Origin of the sequence: Flagellimonas profundi (genome assembly GCF_017313275.1) — a bacterium.
Lineage (GTDB): Bacteria > Bacteroidota > Bacteroidia > Flavobacteriales > Flavobacteriaceae > Flagellimonas > Flagellimonas profundi.
Window position 1 is genome coordinate 13,361 of record NZ_JAFLNM010000002.1, and the last position, 22,142, is coordinate 35,502.

Genomic DNA, 22,142 nt, shown 5'->3' on the forward strand with positions numbered 1-22,142 from the left:
TGTTTTTGCAAAAGTACCCAGGGCAATCTGCCCAATAGGTGACTTTTATCATTGGTAGTTTTTACAAGATATTCCTTACAGTGCTTTTGGGTTTATGGCCAAGCTCTTGAACAACATGGCCTTGGTGTAGAAAAATTTATTCTGCATTTCGTTTTGCTTCAGATAAGCATCGATGAGCTTGCTCTCCCTAGAATTGATCAAAAACAGGGAACTCTCCCCAAAACTGAACTTTCTTTCCTCAGCTTCCAACATCGTGGTATAATCCTTTACAATATTGGTTATCAACTGGTTTTGTTCGGTAAAGGAATCCAATTCATTATAAATGGCGATGACCTTATTCTGTATTTCTATCTGCGCGTTGTCCCTTTCGTATTCGGCATCCCTGAGTTTAAACTTGGCCAATTTTAAATCTCCTCGCTCTTTTCTGAGAAAAATGGGCATCTGCAGACTTAACCCTGCTTTGTAGTTCTCGGTTACAAAAGAGTTGATGTATTCTGGTGTTTCTGTGATAAAATTATATTCGGCCTCCAATTTTGGAAGCAGTTTGTTGGCCTTAAGTCTCTTGTCAACGGTAAGTCCTTCAATTTTATAGTCCAAGGATATGAGTTTAGGATGTGTTTCCAAATTGAAACTATCCAAAGGCACTCCTTCTATCTCCAAGGTCGAGTTGATGTCCATTTCCGGCTCTAAATTAGGGCTTACACCAGGCTGAAGCTCAACGGGCACATCCTCGATCCACAAAAAATTACTGAGTTCCAATGATTTTTTCATCAATTTCACCTTTGCCTGCTGATAGCCCAAATCTCTGTTTCGAACGGCAATTTTTGCCTCTACGGTATCAATCATGGCAATATCCCCTGCCAAGGCGCTCTCCTTTATCCCCTGAAAACGAATTTCCGCATTTTCCAAAAAATCTTTATACACTTCAGCATCCCGATAAGCCTTCAACCAATCAAAATAGGCCAATGATGCATTGTAAAGCACTTGGTTTACCTGTAGGTCTTGATCGGCTTTGGTCTGCTCCCTGAACAATTTGGCTTTTCGTAAAGTGGCCATACGCTCGTTGATCCAAAATCCTTGTAAAACGGACATGGAAACCCCTGCGCTGTACAAACCATCTTGAGGCAAGGTTTCGTCCGGGTTAATGAAAGTTCCTTCATCTTGCTGAAAATTCCCCTTGAACTCTATACCGAACCAGGTCGGAACCTTGAAAGTGGCATTTAATCGGTCCCAATATTGGGTTCCCTTAAACTCCTTTCTATCAAAATCCACTTCAACCTTTGGGTCAAAACCTCCCCTGGCCCTCATAAGTTCCGCCTGCCCTATGGCAATGTTCAACTGGGCCTGTTTGGCAACGGGGTGGTACTTTTTTACATAACCCAGGTACTCCTTAAACCCAAGCACAGAGGAATCTTGCTGAGCGTAAAAAAGGCTTACAGTAAAGAAAAAGAGGGTACAAAATAAAAGTAATCTTCTATTTCTTTGCGCCATCTGCACTATTGTTTTGAGGTTGATAATAATTCGGTGGAAAGCCGTTCAACTGCCTCCACAACTCGTACCAAATGGGAACATCTTCCAAAAGAGCCATTGTACTTGCGCCCGAACCGACTCTAATATCCTTGGGCCATGGTGCTTCTTCCTCATCGGGGGCCAACAGTATTCGGTATTTACCATTTGGGCTGATAAAATTTTCAATTGCGACCACTTTACCGCCAAAAGTTCCATAGGAAACGTTTGGCCATCCACTAAATATGATAGCAGGCCAGCCATCAAATTGAATACGCACCTTCTCATCTACATGAATCAATGGAAGATCAATGGGGTCCACATACGTTTCAACCGCTATATCGTAGTCCGAAGGCATTATCCCCACTAATTGAGCTCCTTCTTTAAAAGTTTCCCCAATTCCGGATTGGATGGCCTTTGTGATATAGCCATTCTGAGGGGCTCGTATATAGAGCATATTATTTCTAATTTCGTAGTTGGTGTACTGATTTTCCAACTTGGTCACCTGAGCCTCAGAATCAAACTGATTGGATTGCGCCGTATATAAGTCACTTTGCGCCTTAGAAATCTTATCGGTGTACTCGGCCTGTACCCTATTGATTTCAACTTGTGCATTGATCACGTCATTTTTACTGGCCAATAATTTATTTTCCTGACTTATTAGTTTTGCCTGTGTTTCTTGAAGTTTTAGGCGTTTTGCTTCCAAATCGGTAACCGCCTTTAAACCTTCTTCCTGGAGTTTTTCGGTACGATCGTACTGCCGTTGTGCAATGGTAATATTGGTCTTGGCAGCTTCCAAATCTATACTGTCGCTCTTGACCTTCAGCTTCGACTGCATTAATTTGTTCTTGGCTTGCTCCAGTTTCAAGCCAAGTTCTTGGTTAAGGGCTTTGATTTGCTGGTTCAAGGCCTTTACCTTCTCTTGATACGAAGTTACGGACATACTCTTTGCCTTGATCTGTTGCCCGGTACGCTCAATAAGATTGGGGTCAAAATATTCACTTTTGACCTCGGATATAAATAAGATGGTATCTCCCTTTTCCACGTAATCCCCTTCTCTTACATACCACTTCTCAATTCTTCCCGGTATTGGGGACTGAACGGTCTGTGGTCGTTGATCTGGGGTTAGAGTTGTTAAGTAACCTCTACCAGAAATATTCTGGGTCCAGGGCAAAAACATCATGAAAAGCACAATGATGGAAAAGGCGGCCAAAAAGCGGTTAAATTGCTTATAGTGCCTTTTATGAAAGACCTTCTTACCTGCTTCATAACCGGTAAGGTCTACCTTAGCGTTCAATTTATTATTTGAAGAAATATTTAGCATGAACTTTATTTTACATTGATCAATCTACCTTTTTCCATCCGGATTGTCTGGTTACAGCGACTTGCCCATTTCGGGTTCTCACTTACAACAACCAGAGCCCATCCATTTGCCGGGTCGGCCAAGAAATCCATCATTCTTTCTGTTCCCTCTTCATCGTATTGTTCCAAAGGATCTTTGAGGATCATAAGTTTAGGTCGTGTCACAACACTCCTGGCCAATACAATCTTTCGAGAAATAAAGTCCGGAATCTTTTTCCCTTCTGGATATAAAATGGTGTTTAGGCCATGGGGCTGCTCTTTTACAAACTCGGTTAAACTCACTTTTTCCAAGGCCCAGTAAACGTCTTCTATTGGAATATCTTTATTGCCGAAGGTAATGTTGTCCAACAAAGTCCCTTCAAAAGGGTACTCTTCGGTTAGCGAGTGCCCTAAATAAGATCGGTACTGACTTAATTTTATTCCCTGTAGTGCCACATTGTTGACATAGATTTTACCCGAATCGGGTTCTAAGATTCCCGCGATCATCCGTAAAAGGGTAGATCTTCCGGAGCCACTTTTACCTTGAACCAACAATCTAGTGCCGGGGTGGATAGCCAATGATACATGATCTATAATCTTTTTATCCAAACCAGGAACTTTATAGACGACATCTTCAAGTTCCACTGTTAAGCCCTCACTATCCTTAAATGGGGTTTCCCCAGTTTGTGGCTCAAGTTCTTTGTCCACAACTTGCCCCATTTTTTCCAGGGAGGTCAAGAGATCATAAAAAGTTTCAAGGCCTAAAATCATTTTCTCAACAGAGCTGATCACCAATAAAATAATGATTTCCGCAGCTACAAACTGACCTATGTTCATTTGTTGATCCAAAACCAGCAATCCACCAATCAACAATAATCCGGCAGTCACCAGAACTTTAAAGCCTATCATCTGGATAAACTGAAGTACCAATATTCTAAAATGGCTTTCCCTGGCCTCCAAATATTCTTCTACCAGTGTATCGTTCTTTTCCAAAGCATGGGATGTTTTGCCCGAAAGTTTAAAACTAACAATGGAGCGGGCAATTTCTTGCACCCAATGGGCAACCCTATACTTGATCTTGGACTCTTCCAAACTGGTATCCAGCCCCTTTTGAGCGGTGAACTTGAACACAATGTAAATAAGCAAGAGCAACAATAGGCCATAGATGATAAAAAATGGGTGATAAAAAGAAAGCAACAATAACCCAAAAACTATTTGCAGCAATGCAGCTGGGAAATCGATAAGTATTTTGGAAAGGGATTTTTGAACTGTAAGGGTATCAAAAAAACGGTTGGCCAACTCTGGCGGATAGTAATACCTAAGCTCACTCATTTTGATTTTTGGAAAACGATATGCAAACTCAAAAGATGACCTGGTAAAAATTTTCTGTTGAAGGTTTTCAATAATCCGTATTTGCATTAATTGAAGAACACCAACAAATGCAACTCCCAAAGTGACCAAGACCACAAGAACGATCCAAGATGTACTGACCCTTGCCCCCTGTATAAGGTTGATAATGGCCTGTATTCCCAATGGAAGGGAAAGGTTTACCACACCAGCAAAAATAGCGTAGTAAAATATTTGAAAGATGTCTTTTTTGTCCAAGGTCAACAGACCCATTAAACGTTGCCAAGCGGTTAGTATGTTTTTAGCCATTAGGTTTAAGGTTTAACGTGCGGAATATTAAGTCCGTAAAAAATTGGGTTGGTGTGATTTTTTGATTACAATCGGTAAGTTTTGGAAAGTGCTCTGCCAGAAAATATTGATGCAGCGTACCTTCCAAAATAGTACTGGCCAAACTCAAAGGATAAGGATAACTGCCATCCACTTCCTGAATCATTTTACTGATACGACTCACAATTCTCTTACTGATTGTAAAGTAACCATCCTTGTTTTCTTGATCAACCTCCTTTACCAAGTAGGATTTAGAATACTCATTGATTATCAATCTATTTAGAACCACCTCGTTCACATGTGAAAACGAACTGTCTTCCTCCACATTTTGTGTCAGCACTTCTATTGCTTTTTTAAGTTTTTTCTCAGGATTGGAAATGCCATTGGTAGCAAAAACCATCCGATACTCCATCCAACCCCAATACCATGAGGCCAAATAGAGCAACAACTTATGCTTGTTCTCAAAATATCGATAAATAGAGCTCTCATTGGATTGAATGCGAACCCCAAGCTTTTTAAACGTAAAGCATTCAAATCCGATTTCATCGATAAGCAGTATACTCTGCTCTACTATTTTCTTTCCCAAATCTGAAGATTCAGGGTCCTTTACATAGAGCTTTCCATTCATTTCCAATTTTACGGACTTCATCAAAATATCCATTCCATCCAATTTTTAAAATAGATTCTCGCGAATATAATAGTATTACTATCAACATATAACACTTTAACTTTCAATTAACGATTTCTTATTTTACTGTACTTTTGATAAAAACGGACAGATATGGATAAACACAGATGTGGTTGGTGTGTTGGCGACAGCCTTTATGAAGCCTATCATGACACCGAATGGGGCGTTCCCGTAAAGGACGACGAAACCTTGTTCGAATTCCTGATATTGGAGACCTTTCAGGCAGGTTTGAGTTGGATCACGGTATTAAGAAAACGTGAAAATTTTAGAAGAGCTTTTGACCATTTTAATTACGAAAAGATTGCAAACTACGACCAAAACAAGATTGACAACCTCTTGCAAGACCCTGGAATCATAAGAAATAAATTGAAAGTGAACGCTACGGTGTCCAATGCAAGGGCATTTATGGAGGTTCAAAAAGAATTTGGTAGTTTCTGTAGCTATATTTGGGATTTTGTGGATGACAAACCGATAAAAAATGCGTGGAAAAACTACAAGAATGCCCCTGCGACCACCGAATTATCGGACACCATTAGCAAAGATTTGAAAAAACGTGGATTCAAGTTTGTAGGAAGTACTGTGATTTATGCCCACATGCAGGCCACGGGCATGGTGAACGACCACGAAGTAAACTGTTTTAGATACCATGAAGTTTAAATACATCTTCTTTTTAATACTTGGAATCGCACAAATTACGTTAGCACAAAACAAGTACGAACAGGAATCTAGAATTGACAAAGACGATTTCCCACGTAATTCCTATCTCTTGATCGAAGATTATTTAGAAGATGCCAAACGTGTTCGCTTTTATCAAGAGTCGGACAGTACCAAGAAAAGCTACGAAGCCAAATTTAAAAAAAGGCGACTGCACTACAGTGTCGAGTTCGATCAAGAAGGGAAACTGGAAGATGTAGAATTCAAAATAAAGGAAAGGGACATCCCGAACGATTCTTGGGAAACCATACAGTTTTATCTGGAAAAAAACCATAAAAAGTACAGGGTAAAGAAAATTCAGCAGCAATACCCTACTCGCAAGGGACAGTCCCATGAAAAGACCTTGCACAACGCCTTCCAAAACTTGATATTGCCCGAAGTAAATTACGAACTGGTCTTTTCTGCCAAAGAAAGTGATGGTTTTCAGGAATACGAGGCGCTATTTGATTCCGAAGGACAACTAAAACGAATCCGTAAATCTTTTCCGCAAAGCTATGACCATGTCCTCTACTAAATGGTTTTTACTTGTTTCGTTTTTATTGTTCATGTTCTCTGTACATAGCCAAGAAAACCTGACAGGATATTGGCAGCCACAATTTGCCGTGAACTATCAAGTTACACGGGGTTATTCCCATAATTTTTCCATAGCCAACCGAAACTATATTTTTGATGATGAAGAATTCACCTTAAAAACGAGACAATTGGATATTGCCCATTTTTCCAAGTGGAATATCAGGGACAACCAAAGTATCGCTATGGGTATTCAATATAGATTCCGAAATAATTTTGAGGACAAAGGGAACGAACTTCGGCTTACCCAGCAGTACAACATTACCAATAAACCGTTTGCTGTTAGATTTGGACATAGGCTCCGTACCGAACAGCGTATCACAAACGCATTGACCATCCACAGGTTCCGATACCGATTTGCGCTGGATTTTCCTTTGGTCGGTGAAAAATTGGACCCTGGAGAACCTTATTTTGTGGGAAGCTTCGAAAACCTTTTGAGTGTAGCCAAACATAACGCTCCGCAATATGATGCGCGTTTAGCGGGACAAGTAGGCTGGCAATTGAATGATAGTATTAAATTTCAGGTGGGTGTGGAGTACCGAATGGAAGACTTTAGCTCGAGTATGCCACAGAACATTTTCCTTTTACTGACGAACGCCCAATTGACCCTGTAGAATTTTCACAAATTCCTTTCTGGGAATCAGCTCGGCGCCCAAGCTTTCCAAATGATCAGTGTGTACTTGACAATCTATAAGCTGATAACCTTTTTCCGCAAGTTCCTTAGCCATTTGTATAAATGCGAATTTTGAGGCATTGGCCCTCAAACTGAACATACTCTCCCCACAGAACACATGGCCAAGATCTACCCCGTACAAACCACCGACCAAATCCCCTTCTTCCCAAACCTCATAGGATTTGGCATACCCTTTTTTATAGAGGTTCATGTAAGCGGTTTTCATTTCGGGAGTGATCCAGGTACCATCTTGGCCTTTGCGCTCAATTTGGGCACAATAGTCCATCACCTGCTCAAAACAGGTGTTATGGGTAAGGGTAAACGAACCATCACGTATTACCTTTCGCATACTTTTGGACACTTTTACCTTTTCTGGAAAAAGCACCATTCGGGGATCGGGGGTCCACCACAAAATCAAAGAATCGTCATTGAACCAAGGGAAAATCCCATTTTTATATGCCAACAATAATCGCTCTGGGGATAGATCGCCACCAACGGCAAGCAGTCCATCTTCACTAGCGGTTTCAACAGGAGGAAATTCCAACCTCTTGTTCAAGAAATGTAAGGGCGTATTTTCCAAGCGCAATTTTTTTCTAAAAATACAAATCGGCCCAAAAACAAGAAAATCTGAACCCAAGGTCCAGATTTTTCCAGTTGATTTTATAAAATGGCTTTTCGTTTAGAACGGTAAATCATCATGGTCTTCCTCGTTAAGGTCATCCGCCGGTTCAAAAGCTTCCATCGGTGGAACAGGAGGCATATTGTCCGAACCAGGCTGTTCAGCCTGAAGGTTTTCGATTCTCCATCCTTGGATTGAGTTAAAGTATTTCGTTTCTCCTTGTGGGTTCACCCACTCTCTTCCTCTCAGGTTGATGCTGATCTTCACCATTTGCCCAACGCTGTAGTTGTTTAGCAAATCGCATTTATCCTGTACAAATTCGACCAATATATGTTGTGGATATTGCTCTTCAGTCGTCACGACCACCTCCCTTTTTCTGAAACCATTGTTGCCATACGTTTTGGTCTCATCTATCAATTTAATTCTTCCCTGAACTTCCATGCAATGTTAATTTTTGTTGAAAATTCAAAAGTACATAAAATGAATTCCATGGGCAGCCGTTATTTAAACTAACTATCAACATGTTTTCCAATTACCTATCTTTAAAACAGAATTCGACTACCAATGAACTTTAGCACCAAACGGAAAACCTCCAATATCATCTTGCTGATATCCGCATTCATCATTGTGAGTCTTATTTTATGGAACACCAATAGTTTTTTTAAAAAATTCAAGGAGGAGGAGCGTTTAAAAATGGAAATTTGGGCCACCGCCCAATTGGAACTCATCCAATCCTCCGTAGATCAAGAACTGGGCAACCTGACCCTAAAAGTGCTTGGAAACAATACCTCTACCCCCATGATCTTGGTGAATGAAGAGGGGTCTTATAAAACGCACAACATCCCAGAAGACAAGATTGCGGATAGTGCGTATATCCAAAAAAAGATAGCTCAGTTCAAAAGTGAGAACCAGCCCATAGAAATTATCCAGGAAGATGAATTACTGGAAACTCTTTACTACGGCAACTCCGAGGTTTTGAATAAATTAAAGTATTACCCCTTGGCATTGCTGCTGATCATTTTTCTGTTTGGAGCGGTAATCTTCTTTTTCTTCCGGACCAACAAAGCATCGGAACAGAACAAGCTTTGGGCGGGCATGGCCAAGGAAACGGCACATCAAATAGGTACACCGCTTACCTCACTCTTGGGTTGGAACGAATTGTTGAAGTCGGAGGACATCAATCCAGAGGTAACCCAAGAAATTGCAAAGGACATTGACCGATTGGAGACCATCACCGAACGTTTTTCCAAGATTGGTTCCGTGCCCGAATTACGGGAACATGATATTGTTTCCGAAACCAAAAAAGCCTATGATTACCTAAAGCAACGTAGCTCCAAATTGGTACATTTTTCTTTCAGCTCCAATGTGGATGAAGCCAAAGTGCTTATGAATCCGCCCTTGTACAACTGGAGCATCGAAAACTTGGTAAAAAATGGTATCGATGCCATGAAGGGCAAAGGGAACATTGCCATTCAAATTGAAAAGAAAGGTCAAAACATCCATATTTTGGTGTCGGACACCGGTCATGGCATACCGAAAAGTAACTTCCAGACCATTTTTAATCCAGGGGTAACTTCCAAACAAAGAGGCTGGGGTTTAGGCCTTTCGTTGGTAAAAAGAATCGTTGAAGAATACCATAAAGGAAAAATTAAAGTATTTTCGTCAAGTAAAGAAGGAACTATCATGCAGATTTCCCTACGCGCACAATAAAATTAAATTATGGCCAAGGAAAAACAACTTGTAATCCAAGAAGCTGATATTACCAACAATTGCCCCAAATGTTTTAATCAGGAACTTAAGATTACGTTCTATCAAAAACACACTTTTAACGCACTTTACCACAGGACAACCGGTGTTGTTACCAACGAGATAAAATGTAAAAAATGTGACTCGGTCATTTATCCGGTGGACTGGACTCCCGATATTGAGCGCGTTTATGACTACTACAACAAATTGGTGAAACCGGACAGGCCAGCTGTTCGTTTCACCATGCTATTCTTTATTATTTTAATTTTGATGTTGTGCCTGGCAGCAGCGGGAGTATACTTTTATCTAGAAAGTTAAAGCTTAGATTTTATGGCTTCGGCAACTTTTTCAAACTCTTCCGGCGTTAAGCTTTCCTTTTGTTGAAAAGTGGCGTTGGCCATACTGTTCAGCGGAATTAGATGTACATGCACATGTGGCACTTCGAGTCCGATCACCGACATTCCCACACGTTTGCAAGGAATAGCTTTTTCAATGGCAAGACCAACCTTTCTGGAAAAGGCCATCAATTTCATATAGGATTCCTCATCAAGGTCCATGATCTTGTCCACTTCTTTCTTGGGCACGCACAAGGTATGGCCTTTGGAGTTAGGGTTGATGTCCAAAAATGCATAGTTATCATCATCCTCCGCGATTTTATAGGAGGGTATTTCCCCGTTTATGATCTTTGTGAAGATACTGGCCATTTTGATTCGGTTTTAAAATAAAAAATCCCGTTGAACAACGGGATTAAATATAACCAATTTAGCTGCTATTACTCTCGAGTAATCTCTAAAATTTCAAATTTAAGGGTACCGTTCGGCACCTTGATCTCTGCCACGTCACCTACCTTTTTGCCCAACAATCCTTTTCCGATAGGAGATGTCACGGAAATCTTGCCTGTTTTCAGGTCTGCTTCGCTTTCTGCCACCAAGGTATACTTCATTTCCATTCCGTTGGCCTGGTTTTTAAGTTTTACGGTGGAAAGCACCAAGATTTTTGATGTATCCAGTTGCGATTCATCTATCAAACGGGCATTGGCCAAGGTTTCTTCCATTTTGGAAATCTTCATTTCCAAAAGGCCTTGGGCTTCTTTGGCAGCATCATATTCCGCGTTCTCGGAAAGATCGCCTTTATCCCTTGCTTCGGCAATGGCCTGAGATGCTTTGGGACGTTCCACATCTTTTAAGTGGTTCAACTCGTCCCTCAACTTCTTCAATCCTTCGGGTGTATAGTATGAAACTTTGCTCATATCGTTAATTTTTAATGCAAAGAGGCACTGAAGAAAATCGAAAAAATTTCCCCAATGTACTCTTCTCTACAAATACAAAAAATCCTCAACGATACCTATGACCTGCACGGTATTTTTGCGAGGATTTAACGCAAATATAGGCAAATTTTCATCAACTTTGTTCAAGAAACGTTTTCAAACATTGACCATGAAGCACTTCTGGACCATTGTAATTCTGGCACTTATTTTATCCTGCAGCTCGGATACTTCGAACCGAAATCCGTATTTACAGGAAGTACGATTTCGATTTGAATTGAACCTTAACCTCCCATTGTACAATAACCTACAAAACATCGGTAATCCTGTTTATGTGGGCAACAATGGGGTTGGTACTAGAGGTGCTTTTGTTATCAATACAGGGTCCAGTTTTATGGCATGGGAGGCCAGTTGCCCCAATCATGTTCCCAATGAATGTTCCACCATGACAATTGATGGGCAGAATGCAGTTTGTAGTTGTGAGGGATATACCTATAATCTATTTACGGGACAACAATTGGACAGGCCCGATGATGGAAACCGATATTACGACCTTCTATTCTACAGGGCCACCCAGAGCGGTAATGTTGTAATTATATCCAATTAATATTTTTTAAATGAAGTATAGAAAACTCGGAAGAACGAGAATAGAAGTATCCGAAATCTCATTGGGCACTTGGCAAGTAGGAGGAAAATGGGGTTCCGGTTTTGACGATGGTCTAGCGGAACATATTATCAATGAGGCTATAGATGAGGGCGTAAACTTTATAGATACCGCCGATGTTTACGAAGCTGGAGCAAGTGAAGCAGCTGTAGGCCGAGTAGTAAAATCCAGGTCGGAAGAGGTTTTTGTGGCCACCAAATGTGGTAGACAGATCAATCCGCATGTGAATGAAGGGTATACGGTGGAGGTACTGCGAAAATATGTGGAGGACAGCTTAAAAAATACTGGGCTGGATTGTTTGGATTTGATTCAACTGCACTGCCCACCTACCGATGTTTATTACAGACCCGAAATTTTTGAATTGTTCGATCGGTTAAAAGATGAAGGCAAGATAAAGAACCTCGGGGTAAGCGTGGAAAAAGTGGAAGAAGGCTTAAAAGCAATCGAATATCCGAATGTGAACACGGTTCAAATTATATTCAACATGTTTAGGCAACGCCCTTCGGAACTGTTTTTTGAACAGGTACGGAAAAAAGATATTGGTGTAATTGTGCGAGTACCGCTGGCCAGCGGATTGCTTACCGGAAAATTTACCCAAGACTCCACTTTTGAAAAAGATGACCATAGATTCTTTAACAGGGAAGGTGCAGCTTTTGATAAGGGCGAGACCTTTAGCGGCGTTCCTTTTGATATAGGTTTGCAAGCCGTGGATGAACTTAAAAAAGTATTCCCAAACAGAGAAAACCTTGCACCAATAGCGCTTCGTTGGATATTGGATTTCCCAGAGGTCAGTTGTATTATTCCGGGAGCATCCAAAGTAGCGCATCTAAAAAGTAATCTGGAAGCTGTGGAATTGCCATCACTCACCGAAGAAGAAAAAGCAGCTGTAAACCAAATTTATAAAAAGCACATAAAAAAGCACGTGCACCAACTTTGGTAAAAGATCATAGCGACCCCAAAATCTTATCCATTACCCAACTGGTATGTAGCCCCGTTTTTCCTGTAGATGGATGTTCCCCATTTCCCATTAAATGGTTTTTGACATTCTGCACATGAAACTCCTGAATATGCTCGGGATGTGGAATTTCAAGCACTTGATGTCCTGATGCGTTTTCAAGCTCAATGGGGGCCTCGTCCAAAACGGCAAATCGGATGCTGCCCTTGCAACCCAATATTTCAACCTTGTCCGTTCGATGATAGGTGCCAAAATTCCAATTTCCAGTTCCTGTGACACCTCCGGTGTGCACCCAATTGGCCGAAACTGCATCAAAAGCAGAATATAGCCCCAGTTGGTTGGCCGCAAAACCTTTCGCCTCAACTATATCGCCTAAAAGAAAGTTGAACAGGTCCAATCCATGACTGGCCAAATCATCAAAATAACCCCCTTTGGCAATAGCTGCATCGGTGCGCCAACTGTATTGTTTGCTCAAATCGATTTCGTTTGGAGCCTTGGTCTTTTGCCAATGTATATGCCTAACCTCGCCTATCCGACCATCATCCAGCCATTGCTTTATTTGTAAAAAACGGGGCAAAGAACGACGGTAGTATGCGACAAACAATGGGATTCCCTTTGCTTCAAATGCTTCATAAATGGCCAAACTGTCTACATAGTTGGGCGCCATTGGCTTTTCCACACAGCAAGGTTTTCCGGCTGCTGCTACCTTTAGTGCATAAAATTTATGGGTATCTGGCGGTGTTGCTATGTAAACGGCATCAATATTGGGATTATTGATTACCTCATCCGCATTGGTAGTCCATTCCGGTATATGGTGCCTTTTGGCATAATCCTCCGCCTTTTCGGAGCTGCGTCGCATTATCATATCCACATGGAATCCGAAATTGTTCTTGTATGCAGGCACACTCTTTTTTTCAGCTACGCTGCCACAACCGATTACACCCCACCGGAGGGGTTGCTCTTCAGAAAAATGAAAACGGGATTCTGCCATTGTGATAAATGTACAGAATCCCGTTAAAAGTTATTGGCCAAAAATACAGTTCCCTATGCAAAACCCTTCTAGGTTTTCCTCGAACTGATGCTTTTTCCTTTAAAAATTAACTGTTGCTCCCAACAAGAAGTTGATTCCTGCTTGAGGATAATATCCGGTACCTTCAATAGTTGTGATGGTTCCCGGATTTGACCAATTGTCATCATAGGTATAAAAATATCCATTAGAAACAATGTCGGCGTTAAAAATGTTGTTCACCAAACCAGATAGTACTATACTTTTTACAAATGAATTGGTGTTGATGGTGTACTGCACATTGAAATCCGTTTGTGTGTAGCTGTCCAAAACAGAGGTCTCGGAATCGATGTTTCCCATATATTGCTTGCCAACAAATTTTGACAGCAATGAGACTTGAAAGTTCTCCTTGGGCATATAAGAAATAACATTGCCCGCAATCAGTTGCGGTGAATAGGCAATATGTGTATTCCCCAAATTTTGAAGTTCTCCATCACGCTCAAAAAAGAAATCAATATTTCTGTTATCGCTCAAGGCAATGTTAGGCCTCCATTGGAACGAATTGGATATGTTCACATTAGCCTCGATTTCCAGACCCAAGCGATAACTGTCGCCCACATTGGACCTTAAAGGGGCACCCACATCGTTTAATTCCCCTGTCAGCACCAATTGATCTTTATAGCGCATGTAGTACACATTGGTGTTCAATTGAAAACTTGGTGAAACATATCTCCAACCCAACTCAAAATCGTTGAGTTTTTCCGGTTTTGGGCTTCCGCTCTCATAATCGTTGCGATTAGGCTCGCGATTGGCCCTTGCATAAGAGAAATAAAAATTGTTGTTACGGTTCAAATCGAAGGTAATACCGGCCTTTGGATTAAAAAAGTTGAACGAATCATCTACCAGTCCCGTGTCATCGCCATTGGCCTGGTAAGTAACCCCACGATATTGCACATCCCCGAACAAAGACCACTGATCCGTTAACTTAAAGTTGGCCTTGGTATACATGTTGAAATCCGTTTTGGTGGAAGTATCATCGTAATACCTGTCCCTGATTTCGCTGTTGCCGGCATACTCGGCCCAAATGATTTCACCAAAGTGATCTCCCTTGTACTCGTTATAACCACCTCCTAAAATCAGTTCCAGGTTGTCACTGTTGTAGGTTGCTGAAAAAATGGTTCCGTAAAAATCATTGTCCAACCATCGGCGACGTATCAAATCCGTGGTTTCCACGAAATCACCGTTTACCGTAATGGGTTCCAAACCATAGGTGGCAAAATCATCATCTTCCCTATATTGCTCAAAAAAGCCCCGACCTCGGGTGTAGTGCACTGCCAAATGGGTATCCCAAGCAGGGTTCCAAGTTTCATACCAATGCAGTTGAAAATGGTCTTGCTTGTAGTTGTCGACTTCGTTGTTGTAAAATTGTGTATTACCGTTATCATCGGTATAGGCCCCTGCCGAATTATAGGTGCGGTCGTTTTCCAATTGATCTGCTGTAATACCGTTCCACGCTTGATAGGTGATCTCGTGTCCTCCAAAAAGCAAAGCTTTAACCAAAGTGTTGTCATCATTATAAACACCTTGAAGAAAATAGCCGTCCAATTCTGAAGATGCCCTGTCCACATAACCATCGGAAGTTACCCGCGACAATCGCCCGGAAAACTCAAAATGGTCGTTCAACAAGCCAGTACTGAACTTTATATTGTTCCGTAACGTATTAAAACTGCCCACCGAAGACGAAATTGTGGCATAAGCCTCTTCTGAAAAGGCATCCGTTAGCATGTTTAAACTTGCCCCGAAGGCTCCTGCCCCATTAGTGGAAGTACCCACCCCACGCTGTAACTGCAAACTTTGTGTAGAGGAGGCAAAATCGGGCATGTTCACCCAAAAGGTTCCCTGCGATTCGGCATCGTTGTAAGGCACACCATTAATGGTCACATTTACCCTTGTGGCGTCGCTACCACGAACCCGAATACTCGTGTAGCCCACTCCTGCACCGGCATCTGAAGTGGTTACTACAGCTGGCATAAAATTCATTAGAATGGGTATATCTTGCCCTAGGTTACGTGGTGCCAGTTCCACCTTGTCCAAATCGGAAAAAGTAATCGGAAAATCCTTGGTCACCCTAACGGCCTGCACCAACACTTCATCAAGCACCACTTTTTCGCCTTCAAGGCTGTCAATGGGTTCTTCTTGTGCGCTGGTAGTCAATGCCACGCCCAACAGCGCCATTGTTGTGCATAAGGTTTTAATGTAATTCCGATGGTTGTTTTGCGTCGGTCGCAATAAGCCAGAAAAGGCTCTTTTTTGAATAATTGAATAGAGTTTCATCCGTAAAAAGGTTACGAATAAAAGGGGTCATTATTCTTTGTTAGTAATTGATTGTTGTTTCTAAAAGAAACATAGAAATTCCAAGATGCGGCTTGCGCATTCCCTTGGCAGCATTACCCGCCCAGGTTCATTGGGTATAATCTCAGCCTTTTTGGTAAAAAGCACCCCTTTGAGATACGACAAATGTAAGGTGCGCTAATTGATTTTCATAAAAAAATACACTAAAAAAAGAAAGGCTGCCGAAGCAGCCCTTCATTATTGCCAATAAATGGTCACAAGGAAAAAAGACCATGGTACAGATTGGCAGAAATGGATAATACGTGGTTAGTGTTTACATAGCATCATCCTGATTTTTTATATTCTTGTTCCTATTTCTGTTTCTCAAGTATGATATTAAAATATAAAGTGCCAATACCAACGATAACAGATTGAAAAACAGGACTATTTTATAAAACATATATATGCTGTTGCCTATCGTTTTCGGACCTTATGAAAAGAAAGCCGTACAAAATGCACGGCCTCTTACCAAATCAACCAACCTAGTTGAGACAACCCGCAAGGATCATCAAAATTTAATCATGTCATCGAAAACAATTCCGAATATACTTGTAAGACACACTTTTTATTAACAGGTCACATTTGGCAATAAAAAAACCCACTTAAGGAAGTGGGTTCAATTTATTGTTTCTTGGTTTTTACGCTTGATGCGTTGGTTTTAAAAGGTCGTTAACCGTTTTTACGGGGTTAAAGGTGACCAAGGGCACTTCCACAAAAATGGTATTCCAAAAAGCCATGGCACCGTTCCACAAACCTGGCAGCTCCAATGCTTTCAGTTCCTTTCCTTCTTTGGTTTTCCCAGTGATGAAACCTTGCTTAGGATCTACATAATCCAAAAGATTGAACTTTTCCCCTTTGTGGTTTCGAACCCCACATACCAAGTCTACAGGATTGAAATGTGTCGCATTTTGCATAATTGCAGCTTGTTCTTTATTGTCCATATCAATCTGTGCGGACTCAATTATTTGAAGGGAAATGTTGCCATCTGCATCTTTGATCCAAAAAGGACCTCCTCCGGGCTCTCCTTCGTTCTTTACCATGCCACAAATGCGAATGGGCCTGTTAATGCTGTCCTTCAAAACCGATTTTTGCTCATCTACACTTAAATCATCGTAATTATTGGGCATGCGCACATTGAGGTCTTTTTCTAAAAATGCCTTTATCTCATCAGCCTTTTCTATAGACACATCGCTTTCTAAAAGCTTGGCATATGCAAAGGCTTTATCCTGGACTTTTTTAAGAACGCCCGCCAACATTTTTTTACTGTTGGACACGGTCTCCAAATTTTTATCGATTACCACATTGTCTATATTCTTGATGAAGATGATATCAGCATCCTGATCGTTCAGGTTTTCAATCAGCGCCCCATGTCCTCCGGGACGGAACAAAATGGAACCATCGCTGTTTTTGAAGGGCTTGTTGTCCATATCCACCGCAATGGTATCGGTGGAAGGTTTTTGATTGGAGTAAGATATGTCGAACTTGGTATCTGTTTTCTTCGATACTTTTGGACCTACCAATGCTTCTTCTTTGGCAAACATCTCATCGTGCTGTTCCGATACGGTAAAATGAAGATTGGCTTTACCCTTTGTTTTGGCATAGAGAGCTGCTTCTTTTAAATGTTCCTCGAACGGGGTTGCCGTACCTGTATCATATTTATGGAATGGCAAAAGGCCTTTGGGATAAAATCCGTAGTTAAGACCGCTCTCCATCAACATTTCCTTTACAAAAAGATAGGCTTCTTCATCCTTGCTGGAGGCTTTGCCCTCTATTCTGGACATGATCAAATCATAAAAGGGAAAATCGGAAAGATTTTCAGTAAACTTTTTCGCATCGGTATCACCCGTGCGTTCTAGGTATTCGGATAGTTTTTCTTTTGATGGGTCATAGCTGTCCAGGAAATTGAACATCGCCTTGAACATCCTGGATGCCGCACCCGAAGCGGGCACAAACTTCAATAATTCAAGGTTTCCCCTATGGTCCTCAAAATATTGGAGAAGATCCAGCTGCTCCTTTTCGGAGAACCGAAGTATACCATTGCCTACCACCGCGGCCTGTGAAAGGGTTACAAAAGGGATACCTTCTTTGAATGTTTGTATTTGATTTTCTACTTTTTCTTTTGAAATTCCTTTGGAATCCAGTTGTTCCAAGTCTTTAGGACTTAATTCGATCATGTTTTTGGAGAAGTTTATCTATGTGTTCTATTGCTGTGGAAAGCCTTGACGCTTTATCCCCCCTTAAATTAATGAATTTCCTGTTATTTTTCTCCAATGCATCCTTGAAATGCGCAAACATTCGTTCTCTTTCGTCTGGTTTGTCGCGTAAATCGTCCGCGACCCAAGGCGTATCAATATAAGTTAAGAAGTATAGATCGTAGGTGTTTTGCAGGGCATATTTTTCTATAAGTGGGTCACAGGTGCTGTCGTAATATGCTTCGGAGTACACCTTGGTCTCCAAAAGATCGGTGTCGCAGATAAGCACTTTATTGGCTTTTTTTGCCAATTGGTTCTCCAACCGCATTTGTCCATAAGCAATGGGCAACAAATCGTTCGGCTCACAGGTTTTTTGCTCCCTATCCCATTTATCCTGAAGGTATTCTCGGGCATATTCGGGTACCCATTCGGTCCGGTAATGTTCCGCCAATTGTTTGGACAATGTTGTCTTGCCAGTTGATTCTGGTCCAAAAAGGACAACTTTTATGAGGTTTGTGGGCTGTTGGCCAAGTTTTTCTTCCATGCTAGATATCCCTGTATAGCTAGAACAGTAAAAATGAGGTATTGTAAAGAGAACATTCCCCATCCTCTATAGGCATACAAAGGTACGGTTATTAAATCACCCAAAATCCAAAGGGTCCAGTTTTCCAATTTTTTATTGGCCATATACCACATCGCCGTAAAGAAAACGCCCGAAGTAAAAATATCCACATAATTGGTAGGACCGATTTCTGCACCAAATGCTTTGTAAACCCCGTAGGTAACCAACATGGTAAGCAGGAAAAAGCCAAGACCCACCCATTTTTCCTTGGTACTGGTTCTTGAAACATGGACTATATGCTCCCTATTGTCTTTTCTTCTGGCCCAATTCCACCATCCGTAAATACTCATGATGGAATAGTAGAAGTTCATCATCATATCGCCGTAAAGGCGGTCCACAAGAAATATATAGGTGGTTATCACCGTAGCGACCAAACCTGTGGGATATACTAAAATATCTTCCCTTTTGGCGTATACTACACTGGCTATCCCGAAGAAGAAAGCCGTGGCCTCAAGAATGATCAGGGATAGTTCCCGGTCTTCGTAGGGACCGAGAAAAAAATCAAAAATGGGGTTCATATTCGCTTCGGTCGGATTTTACCACTTTCATGGTGAGTACCACATGGTCCAAGTTCTCAAAACTTTCTTTGATCTCGGAATTGAGCACTTCCATCACTTTATCGTAATCACCAAAAACCTGTGTGCTCAAGGGATTTTCCAAAATGGTAAGTCCTGAATCGCGCAACTTTTTGATAAAGTCAATAATTGGTGCTTCAAAATCGTCCTGAAGGGGAGACAAAGTAAGTTCAACGGATATTTTCATGGTCGGTTATAATTTCAGGGCAAAACTACGAAAAGGAATCATCATCCTCCCATCATTTTTAAGGCATACACACAAGTAAATCCTTCAAACTCCATGAATTGAACTTCGTAATGCGATTTTTTACCTTGATACATGATTTCCGCCACTGTTCTGGTATCCTCAAAAGAGAAGTCTATTACATTGATGTGCCTTAGAAAACTCAGTCCTCGTTGTGCATAAATCTTGTACAGGGACTCCTTGGCTCCCCAAACAATGGTCAATTTTCGCATCAAGGCCTCGGTATTGGCCAGGGTTTTGTATTCTTGAATCGGCGTAAATTTGTGGGCGATCCTAAGAATTTTATCTCGCTGCATTTCAATATCGATGCCTACCTCATCGGTTTCGCTTATAATTATGCCCGTAAAGTTGTGCGAATGTGTAATGGAAATATATTTCCCATCCTTAAGGTGCGGTTTTCCAAAGTCATCATAATACAAGTCGTGATCTACATAACCCGCCTCTGCCATAAGATGACGGATACTTAAAAAAGCCCTTCGGTGTGCTTCCGATTTCATCCCGTCCATACGGTTTTGACAGTGCTCCGTAAGCTCCACATCCTTAGCAAGTTCAATCTCTGGCTCGGTCACCTTCCAGATATAAACGGAAGTGGTCGGGGAAACTGTTATTGTTTTGTAAACGGGCATCAACAAAAGTTAAGTGAATTCGTATCTTTGTGCACTGTTTAAGCGAAGCTACAAAAGTAAATTATAAAAAGTATGAGCACAAAGACAATTCCGTATGTTCCTTACAAGGTTAAGGATATCTCACTTGCAGATTGGGGAAGGAAAGAAATTGAGCTTGCCGAGGCTGAAATGCCAGGGCTTATGGCCTTACGTGAAGAATACGGTAGCCAACAACCTTTAAAAGGTGCCAGGATTGCCGGTTGTCTTCACATGACCATTCAAACTGCAGTCTTGATCGAGACTTTGGTAGCCCTTGGAGCCGAAGTAACTTGGAGCTCCTGTAATATCTTTTCCACTCAAGACCATGCCGCAGCAGCAATCGCAGCAGCTGGCATTCCAGTCTACGCATGGAAAGGGATGAACGAGGAGGAATTTGATTGGTGTATTGAGCAAACATTGTTCTTTGGAGAGGACAGAAAGCCATTGAACATGATCTTGGACGATGGTGGTGACCTTACCAATATGGTTTTGGACCAATACCCAGAATTGGCAGCGGGCATTAAAGGACTTTCCGAGGAAACCACTACGGGGGTACACCGCTTGTACGAAAGAATGAAGAAAGGAACATTGCCCATGCCGGCCATTAACGTGAACGATTCCGTGACCAAATCCAAGTTTGACAACAAATATGGATGTCGTGAAAGTGCCGTGGATGCCATTCGAAGAGCAACCGATACTATGTTGGCAGGTAAGCGTGTGGTGGTTGCAGGTTATGGGGATGTTGGAAAAGGTACCGCAGCATCATTCCGTGGAGCAGGGGCCATTGTTACCGTTACGGAAATTGATCCTATTTGTGCCCTACAAGCCTGTATGGACGGGTTTGAAGTTAAAAAGTTGGAAACTGTGATCTCCAATGCTGATATTGTCATCACCTCAACAGGGAATAAGGACATTATCCGTGAAGAGCATTTCCGAGCCTTGAAGGATAAAGCCATTGTTTGTAATATCGGTCATTTTGATAATGAAATAGATATGGCTTGGTTGAACGGGAACTATGGCAACACCAAGGACGAAATTAAGCCACAAGTTGATAAATATACCATTGACGGCAAGGACGTAGTGATCTTGGCAGAAGGTAGATTGGTAAATCTTGGTTGTGCTACAGGGCACCCAAGTTTTGTAATGAGCAACTCCTTCACCAACCAGACCTTGGCCCAGATAGAGCTTTGGAACCACAACGAAAAATATGCCAATGAAGTTTATATGTTGCCCAAACATTTGGATGAAAAAGTGGCCAAATTGCACTTGTCGCGTTTAGGTGCCGAGTTGACCGAACTCAAGCAAGAACAAGCTGATTACATCGGAGTAAAAGTCGAAGGCCCTTTTAAGCCTGAGTACTACCGATACTAAGCACAAAGGTTTTAGAAAACAAAAAACCCATGGCCAAAACCATGGGTTTTTTTATTGGATATTAGTTGTATTAGTCGGCCAATAAGGTCTCGCCGTAGTAGCAAGTTTTGCTTTCCTGCAACAAAGCCAACCCTTCTTCCCTTGTACTCATTGGGTCTATTTTCACTTCTTCACCGTTTGGCATGTAAACAATGTAGAACCCTTCTTCAAAAGAGGATAGTTTTATAATTTCTCCATTAGGACGAACTGCATTCCAGGATTTTTCATCTGGTTTATAGACCAAATCTATCTTCTTACCTTTTTTAGGTCCTTCTACTACAGTTACCTGCATTCTGTTCTTGGTAGCGATCATCTCAAAAGTATTGCCATCATGTTCCACCATTTGCGTTTCAGACTCACCATCCTTCATGGCAATTGGATTAGATCCGGACCAGAACTCGATCACATTGAAGATAATCGTATCTCCCAAGAAAAATAATCCGTAAACAGGAACAATGTTAAGTCCCCAAAAAATAAGGTTGTCCAAAAATCTGCTATTCGTAAGCCCTTGGTTCCAATCCTTCAAACTATTGAAGGCGCTAAAAGACCCCAAACAACTTGAAAACAGGATAGAACAAGCCAACAACGAAGAAATAATGATTTTTTTCATGATAAAAGATTTATAGTTAGTGTTTTTAAAGCTA

Annotated in this window: 24 protein-coding genes; 8 read left to right on the forward strand and 16 right to left on the reverse strand. The window is 41.4% G+C overall.

Going from position 1 to position 22,142, the window contains the following annotated elements; all coding sequences use genetic code 11:
* Positions 1 to 75 precede the first annotated feature (75 nt).
* From J0654_RS08990 to J0654_RS09005, 4 genes are read right to left on the reverse strand one after another with little or no spacing between them, the layout of a single operon-like run.
* Positions 76 to 1,491 carry a TolC family protein gene (locus tag J0654_RS08990; protein WP_207028097.1) on the reverse strand — a complete coding sequence of 472 codons (1,416 nt, stop codon included), beginning with the start codon at positions 1,489 to 1,491 and terminating at the stop codon, positions 76 to 78.
* Complete coding sequence (locus tag J0654_RS08995) at positions 1,475 to 2,830, reverse strand: HlyD family secretion protein (RefSeq protein WP_207028099.1); 1,356 nt, start codon at positions 2,828 to 2,830, stop codon at positions 1,475 to 1,477. The genes J0654_RS08990 and J0654_RS08995 overlap by 17 nt, the downstream gene beginning before the upstream one ends.
* A 5-nt stretch (positions 2,831 to 2,835) precedes the next feature.
* Complete coding sequence (locus tag J0654_RS09000; protein ID WP_207028110.1) at positions 2,836 to 4,503, reverse strand: peptidase domain-containing ABC transporter; 1,668 nt, start codon at positions 4,501 to 4,503, stop codon at positions 2,836 to 2,838.
* Positions 4,496 to 5,182, reverse strand: a complete 687-nt coding sequence (locus tag J0654_RS09005; RefSeq protein ID WP_207028112.1) for a TetR/AcrR family transcriptional regulator — start codon at positions 5,180 to 5,182, stop codon at positions 4,496 to 4,498. Before J0654_RS09005 ends, J0654_RS09000 begins: the two co-directional genes overlap by 8 nt.
* A 120-nt stretch (positions 5,183 to 5,302) precedes the next feature.
* Between J0654_RS09005 and J0654_RS09010 the strand changes: the two genes are divergently transcribed.
* Genes J0654_RS09010 through J0654_RS09020 form a run of 3 tightly spaced genes read left to right on the forward strand, consistent with a single transcriptional unit; the run spans position 5,303 to position 7,107 of the window.
* Positions 5,303 to 5,866, forward strand: coding sequence for a DNA-3-methyladenine glycosylase I (locus J0654_RS09010; protein WP_207028114.1), 564 nt, complete (start codon positions 5,303 to 5,305; stop codon positions 5,864 to 5,866).
* Positions 5,856 to 6,437 (forward strand): hypothetical protein, encoded by a 582-nt coding sequence (locus J0654_RS09015; protein WP_207028116.1) that lies wholly within the window; start codon positions 5,856 to 5,858, stop codon positions 6,435 to 6,437. The genes J0654_RS09010 and J0654_RS09015 overlap by 11 nt, the downstream gene beginning before the upstream one ends.
* Positions 6,424 to 7,107: a DUF2490 domain-containing protein gene (locus J0654_RS09020; RefSeq protein WP_237685944.1), complete on the forward strand. Its 684-nt coding sequence runs from the start codon at positions 6,424 to 6,426 to the stop codon at positions 7,105 to 7,107. Before J0654_RS09015 ends, J0654_RS09020 begins: the two co-directional genes overlap by 14 nt.
* Here the strand turns inward: J0654_RS09020 and aat are convergent.
* Both aat and J0654_RS09030 read right to left on the reverse strand, forming a co-directional pair.
* Positions 7,078 to 7,722, reverse strand: a complete 645-nt coding sequence (gene aat, locus J0654_RS09025) for a leucyl/phenylalanyl-tRNA--protein transferase (protein ID WP_237685945.1) — start codon at positions 7,720 to 7,722, stop codon at positions 7,078 to 7,080. The genes J0654_RS09020 and aat overlap by 30 nt on opposite strands.
* Before the next feature lie 123 nt (positions 7,723 to 7,845).
* Positions 7,846 to 8,226, reverse strand: a complete 381-nt coding sequence (locus J0654_RS09030) for a DUF3127 domain-containing protein (protein ID WP_207028120.1) — start codon at positions 8,224 to 8,226, stop codon at positions 7,846 to 7,848.
* Positions 8,227 to 8,349: 123 nt separating this feature from the next.
* Here J0654_RS09030 and J0654_RS09035 point away from each other — a divergent pair, with 123 nt between their 5' ends.
* Positions 8,350 to 9,495 carry a sensor histidine kinase gene (locus tag J0654_RS09035; protein WP_207028122.1) on the forward strand — a complete coding sequence of 382 codons (1,146 nt, stop codon included), beginning with the start codon at positions 8,350 to 8,352 and terminating at the stop codon, positions 9,493 to 9,495.
* Positions 9,496 to 9,504: 9 nt separating this feature from the next.
* Positions 9,505 to 9,849: a hypothetical protein gene (locus J0654_RS09040; RefSeq protein WP_207028125.1), complete on the forward strand. Its 345-nt coding sequence runs from the start codon at positions 9,505 to 9,507 to the stop codon at positions 9,847 to 9,849.
* Here J0654_RS09040 and J0654_RS09045 read toward each other — a convergent pair.
* Positions 9,846 to 10,235, reverse strand: coding sequence for an HIT family protein (locus J0654_RS09045; protein WP_207028128.1), 390 nt, complete (start codon positions 10,233 to 10,235; stop codon positions 9,846 to 9,848). The genes J0654_RS09040 and J0654_RS09045 overlap by 4 nt on opposite strands.
* Before the next feature lie 68 nt (positions 10,236 to 10,303).
* Positions 10,304 to 10,780, reverse strand: a complete 477-nt coding sequence (gene greA / locus J0654_RS09050; RefSeq protein WP_207028130.1) for a transcription elongation factor GreA — start codon at positions 10,778 to 10,780, stop codon at positions 10,304 to 10,306.
* A 187-nt stretch (positions 10,781 to 10,967) separates the two neighbouring features.
* On the opposite strand from greA, the gene J0654_RS09055 reads away from it, so the two are divergent.
* The gene (locus J0654_RS09055; RefSeq protein ID WP_207028132.1) at positions 10,968 to 11,402 is read left to right on the forward strand and encodes a Rieske (2Fe-2S) protein; all 435 of its coding nucleotides are present in this window, start codon (positions 10,968 to 10,970) and stop codon (positions 11,400 to 11,402) included.
* A 10-nt stretch (positions 11,403 to 11,412) separates the two neighbouring features.
* Positions 11,413 to 12,399: an aldo/keto reductase gene (locus tag J0654_RS09060; protein ID WP_207028134.1), complete on the forward strand. Its 987-nt coding sequence runs from the start codon at positions 11,413 to 11,415 to the stop codon at positions 12,397 to 12,399.
* Between the two features lie 4 nt (positions 12,400 to 12,403).
* Here the strand turns inward: J0654_RS09060 and J0654_RS09065 are convergent, their stop codons facing one another.
* The 7 genes from J0654_RS09065 to J0654_RS09095 form a co-directional block, all read right to left on the reverse strand.
* Positions 12,404 to 13,405 carry a Gfo/Idh/MocA family protein gene (locus J0654_RS09065; RefSeq protein WP_207028136.1) on the reverse strand — a complete coding sequence of 334 codons (1,002 nt, stop codon included), beginning with the start codon at positions 13,403 to 13,405 and terminating at the stop codon, positions 12,404 to 12,406.
* A 99-nt stretch (positions 13,406 to 13,504) separates the two neighbouring features.
* Positions 13,505 to 15,754 carry a TonB-dependent receptor gene (locus J0654_RS09070; protein ID WP_237685946.1) on the reverse strand — a complete coding sequence of 750 codons (2,250 nt, stop codon included), beginning with the start codon at positions 15,752 to 15,754 and terminating at the stop codon, positions 13,505 to 13,507.
* Between the two features lie 695 nt (positions 15,755 to 16,449).
* On the reverse strand, positions 16,450 to 17,985 hold the full coding sequence (locus J0654_RS09075) for a DUF4301 family protein (protein WP_207028138.1): 1,536 nt from the start codon (positions 17,983 to 17,985) through the stop codon (positions 16,450 to 16,452).
* Positions 17,966 to 18,547: an AAA family ATPase gene (locus J0654_RS09080; protein ID WP_207028140.1), complete on the reverse strand. Its 582-nt coding sequence runs from the start codon at positions 18,545 to 18,547 to the stop codon at positions 17,966 to 17,968. The genes J0654_RS09075 and J0654_RS09080 overlap by 20 nt, the downstream gene beginning before the upstream one ends.
* Positions 18,508 to 19,143: a nicotinamide riboside transporter PnuC gene (gene pnuC, locus J0654_RS09085; RefSeq protein ID WP_207028142.1), complete on the reverse strand. Its 636-nt coding sequence runs from the start codon at positions 19,141 to 19,143 to the stop codon at positions 18,508 to 18,510. Before pnuC ends, J0654_RS09080 begins: the two co-directional genes overlap by 40 nt.
* Entirely contained in the window at positions 19,127 to 19,387 is a 261-nt protein-coding gene (locus tag J0654_RS09090; RefSeq protein ID WP_207028144.1) for a YkoF family thiamine/hydroxymethylpyrimidine-binding protein, read from the reverse strand. Before J0654_RS09090 ends, pnuC begins: the two co-directional genes overlap by 17 nt.
* A 41-nt stretch (positions 19,388 to 19,428) precedes the next feature.
* Positions 19,429 to 20,070, reverse strand: coding sequence for a 4'-phosphopantetheinyl transferase family protein (locus J0654_RS09095; protein ID WP_207028146.1), 642 nt, complete (start codon positions 20,068 to 20,070; stop codon positions 19,429 to 19,431).
* A gap of 72 nt (positions 20,071 to 20,142) precedes the next feature.
* On the opposite strand from J0654_RS09095, the gene ahcY reads away from it, so the two are divergent.
* Complete coding sequence (ahcY, locus tag J0654_RS09100; protein WP_207028148.1) at positions 20,143 to 21,459, forward strand: adenosylhomocysteinase; 1,317 nt, start codon at positions 20,143 to 20,145, stop codon at positions 21,457 to 21,459.
* A gap of 70 nt (positions 21,460 to 21,529) precedes the next feature.
* On the opposite strand, the gene J0654_RS09105 is transcribed toward ahcY, so the two are convergent.
* Entirely contained in the window at positions 21,530 to 22,108 is a 579-nt protein-coding gene (locus J0654_RS09105) for a DUF3332 domain-containing protein (RefSeq protein WP_207028150.1), read from the reverse strand.
* Positions 22,109 to 22,142: the final 34 nt, after the last annotated feature.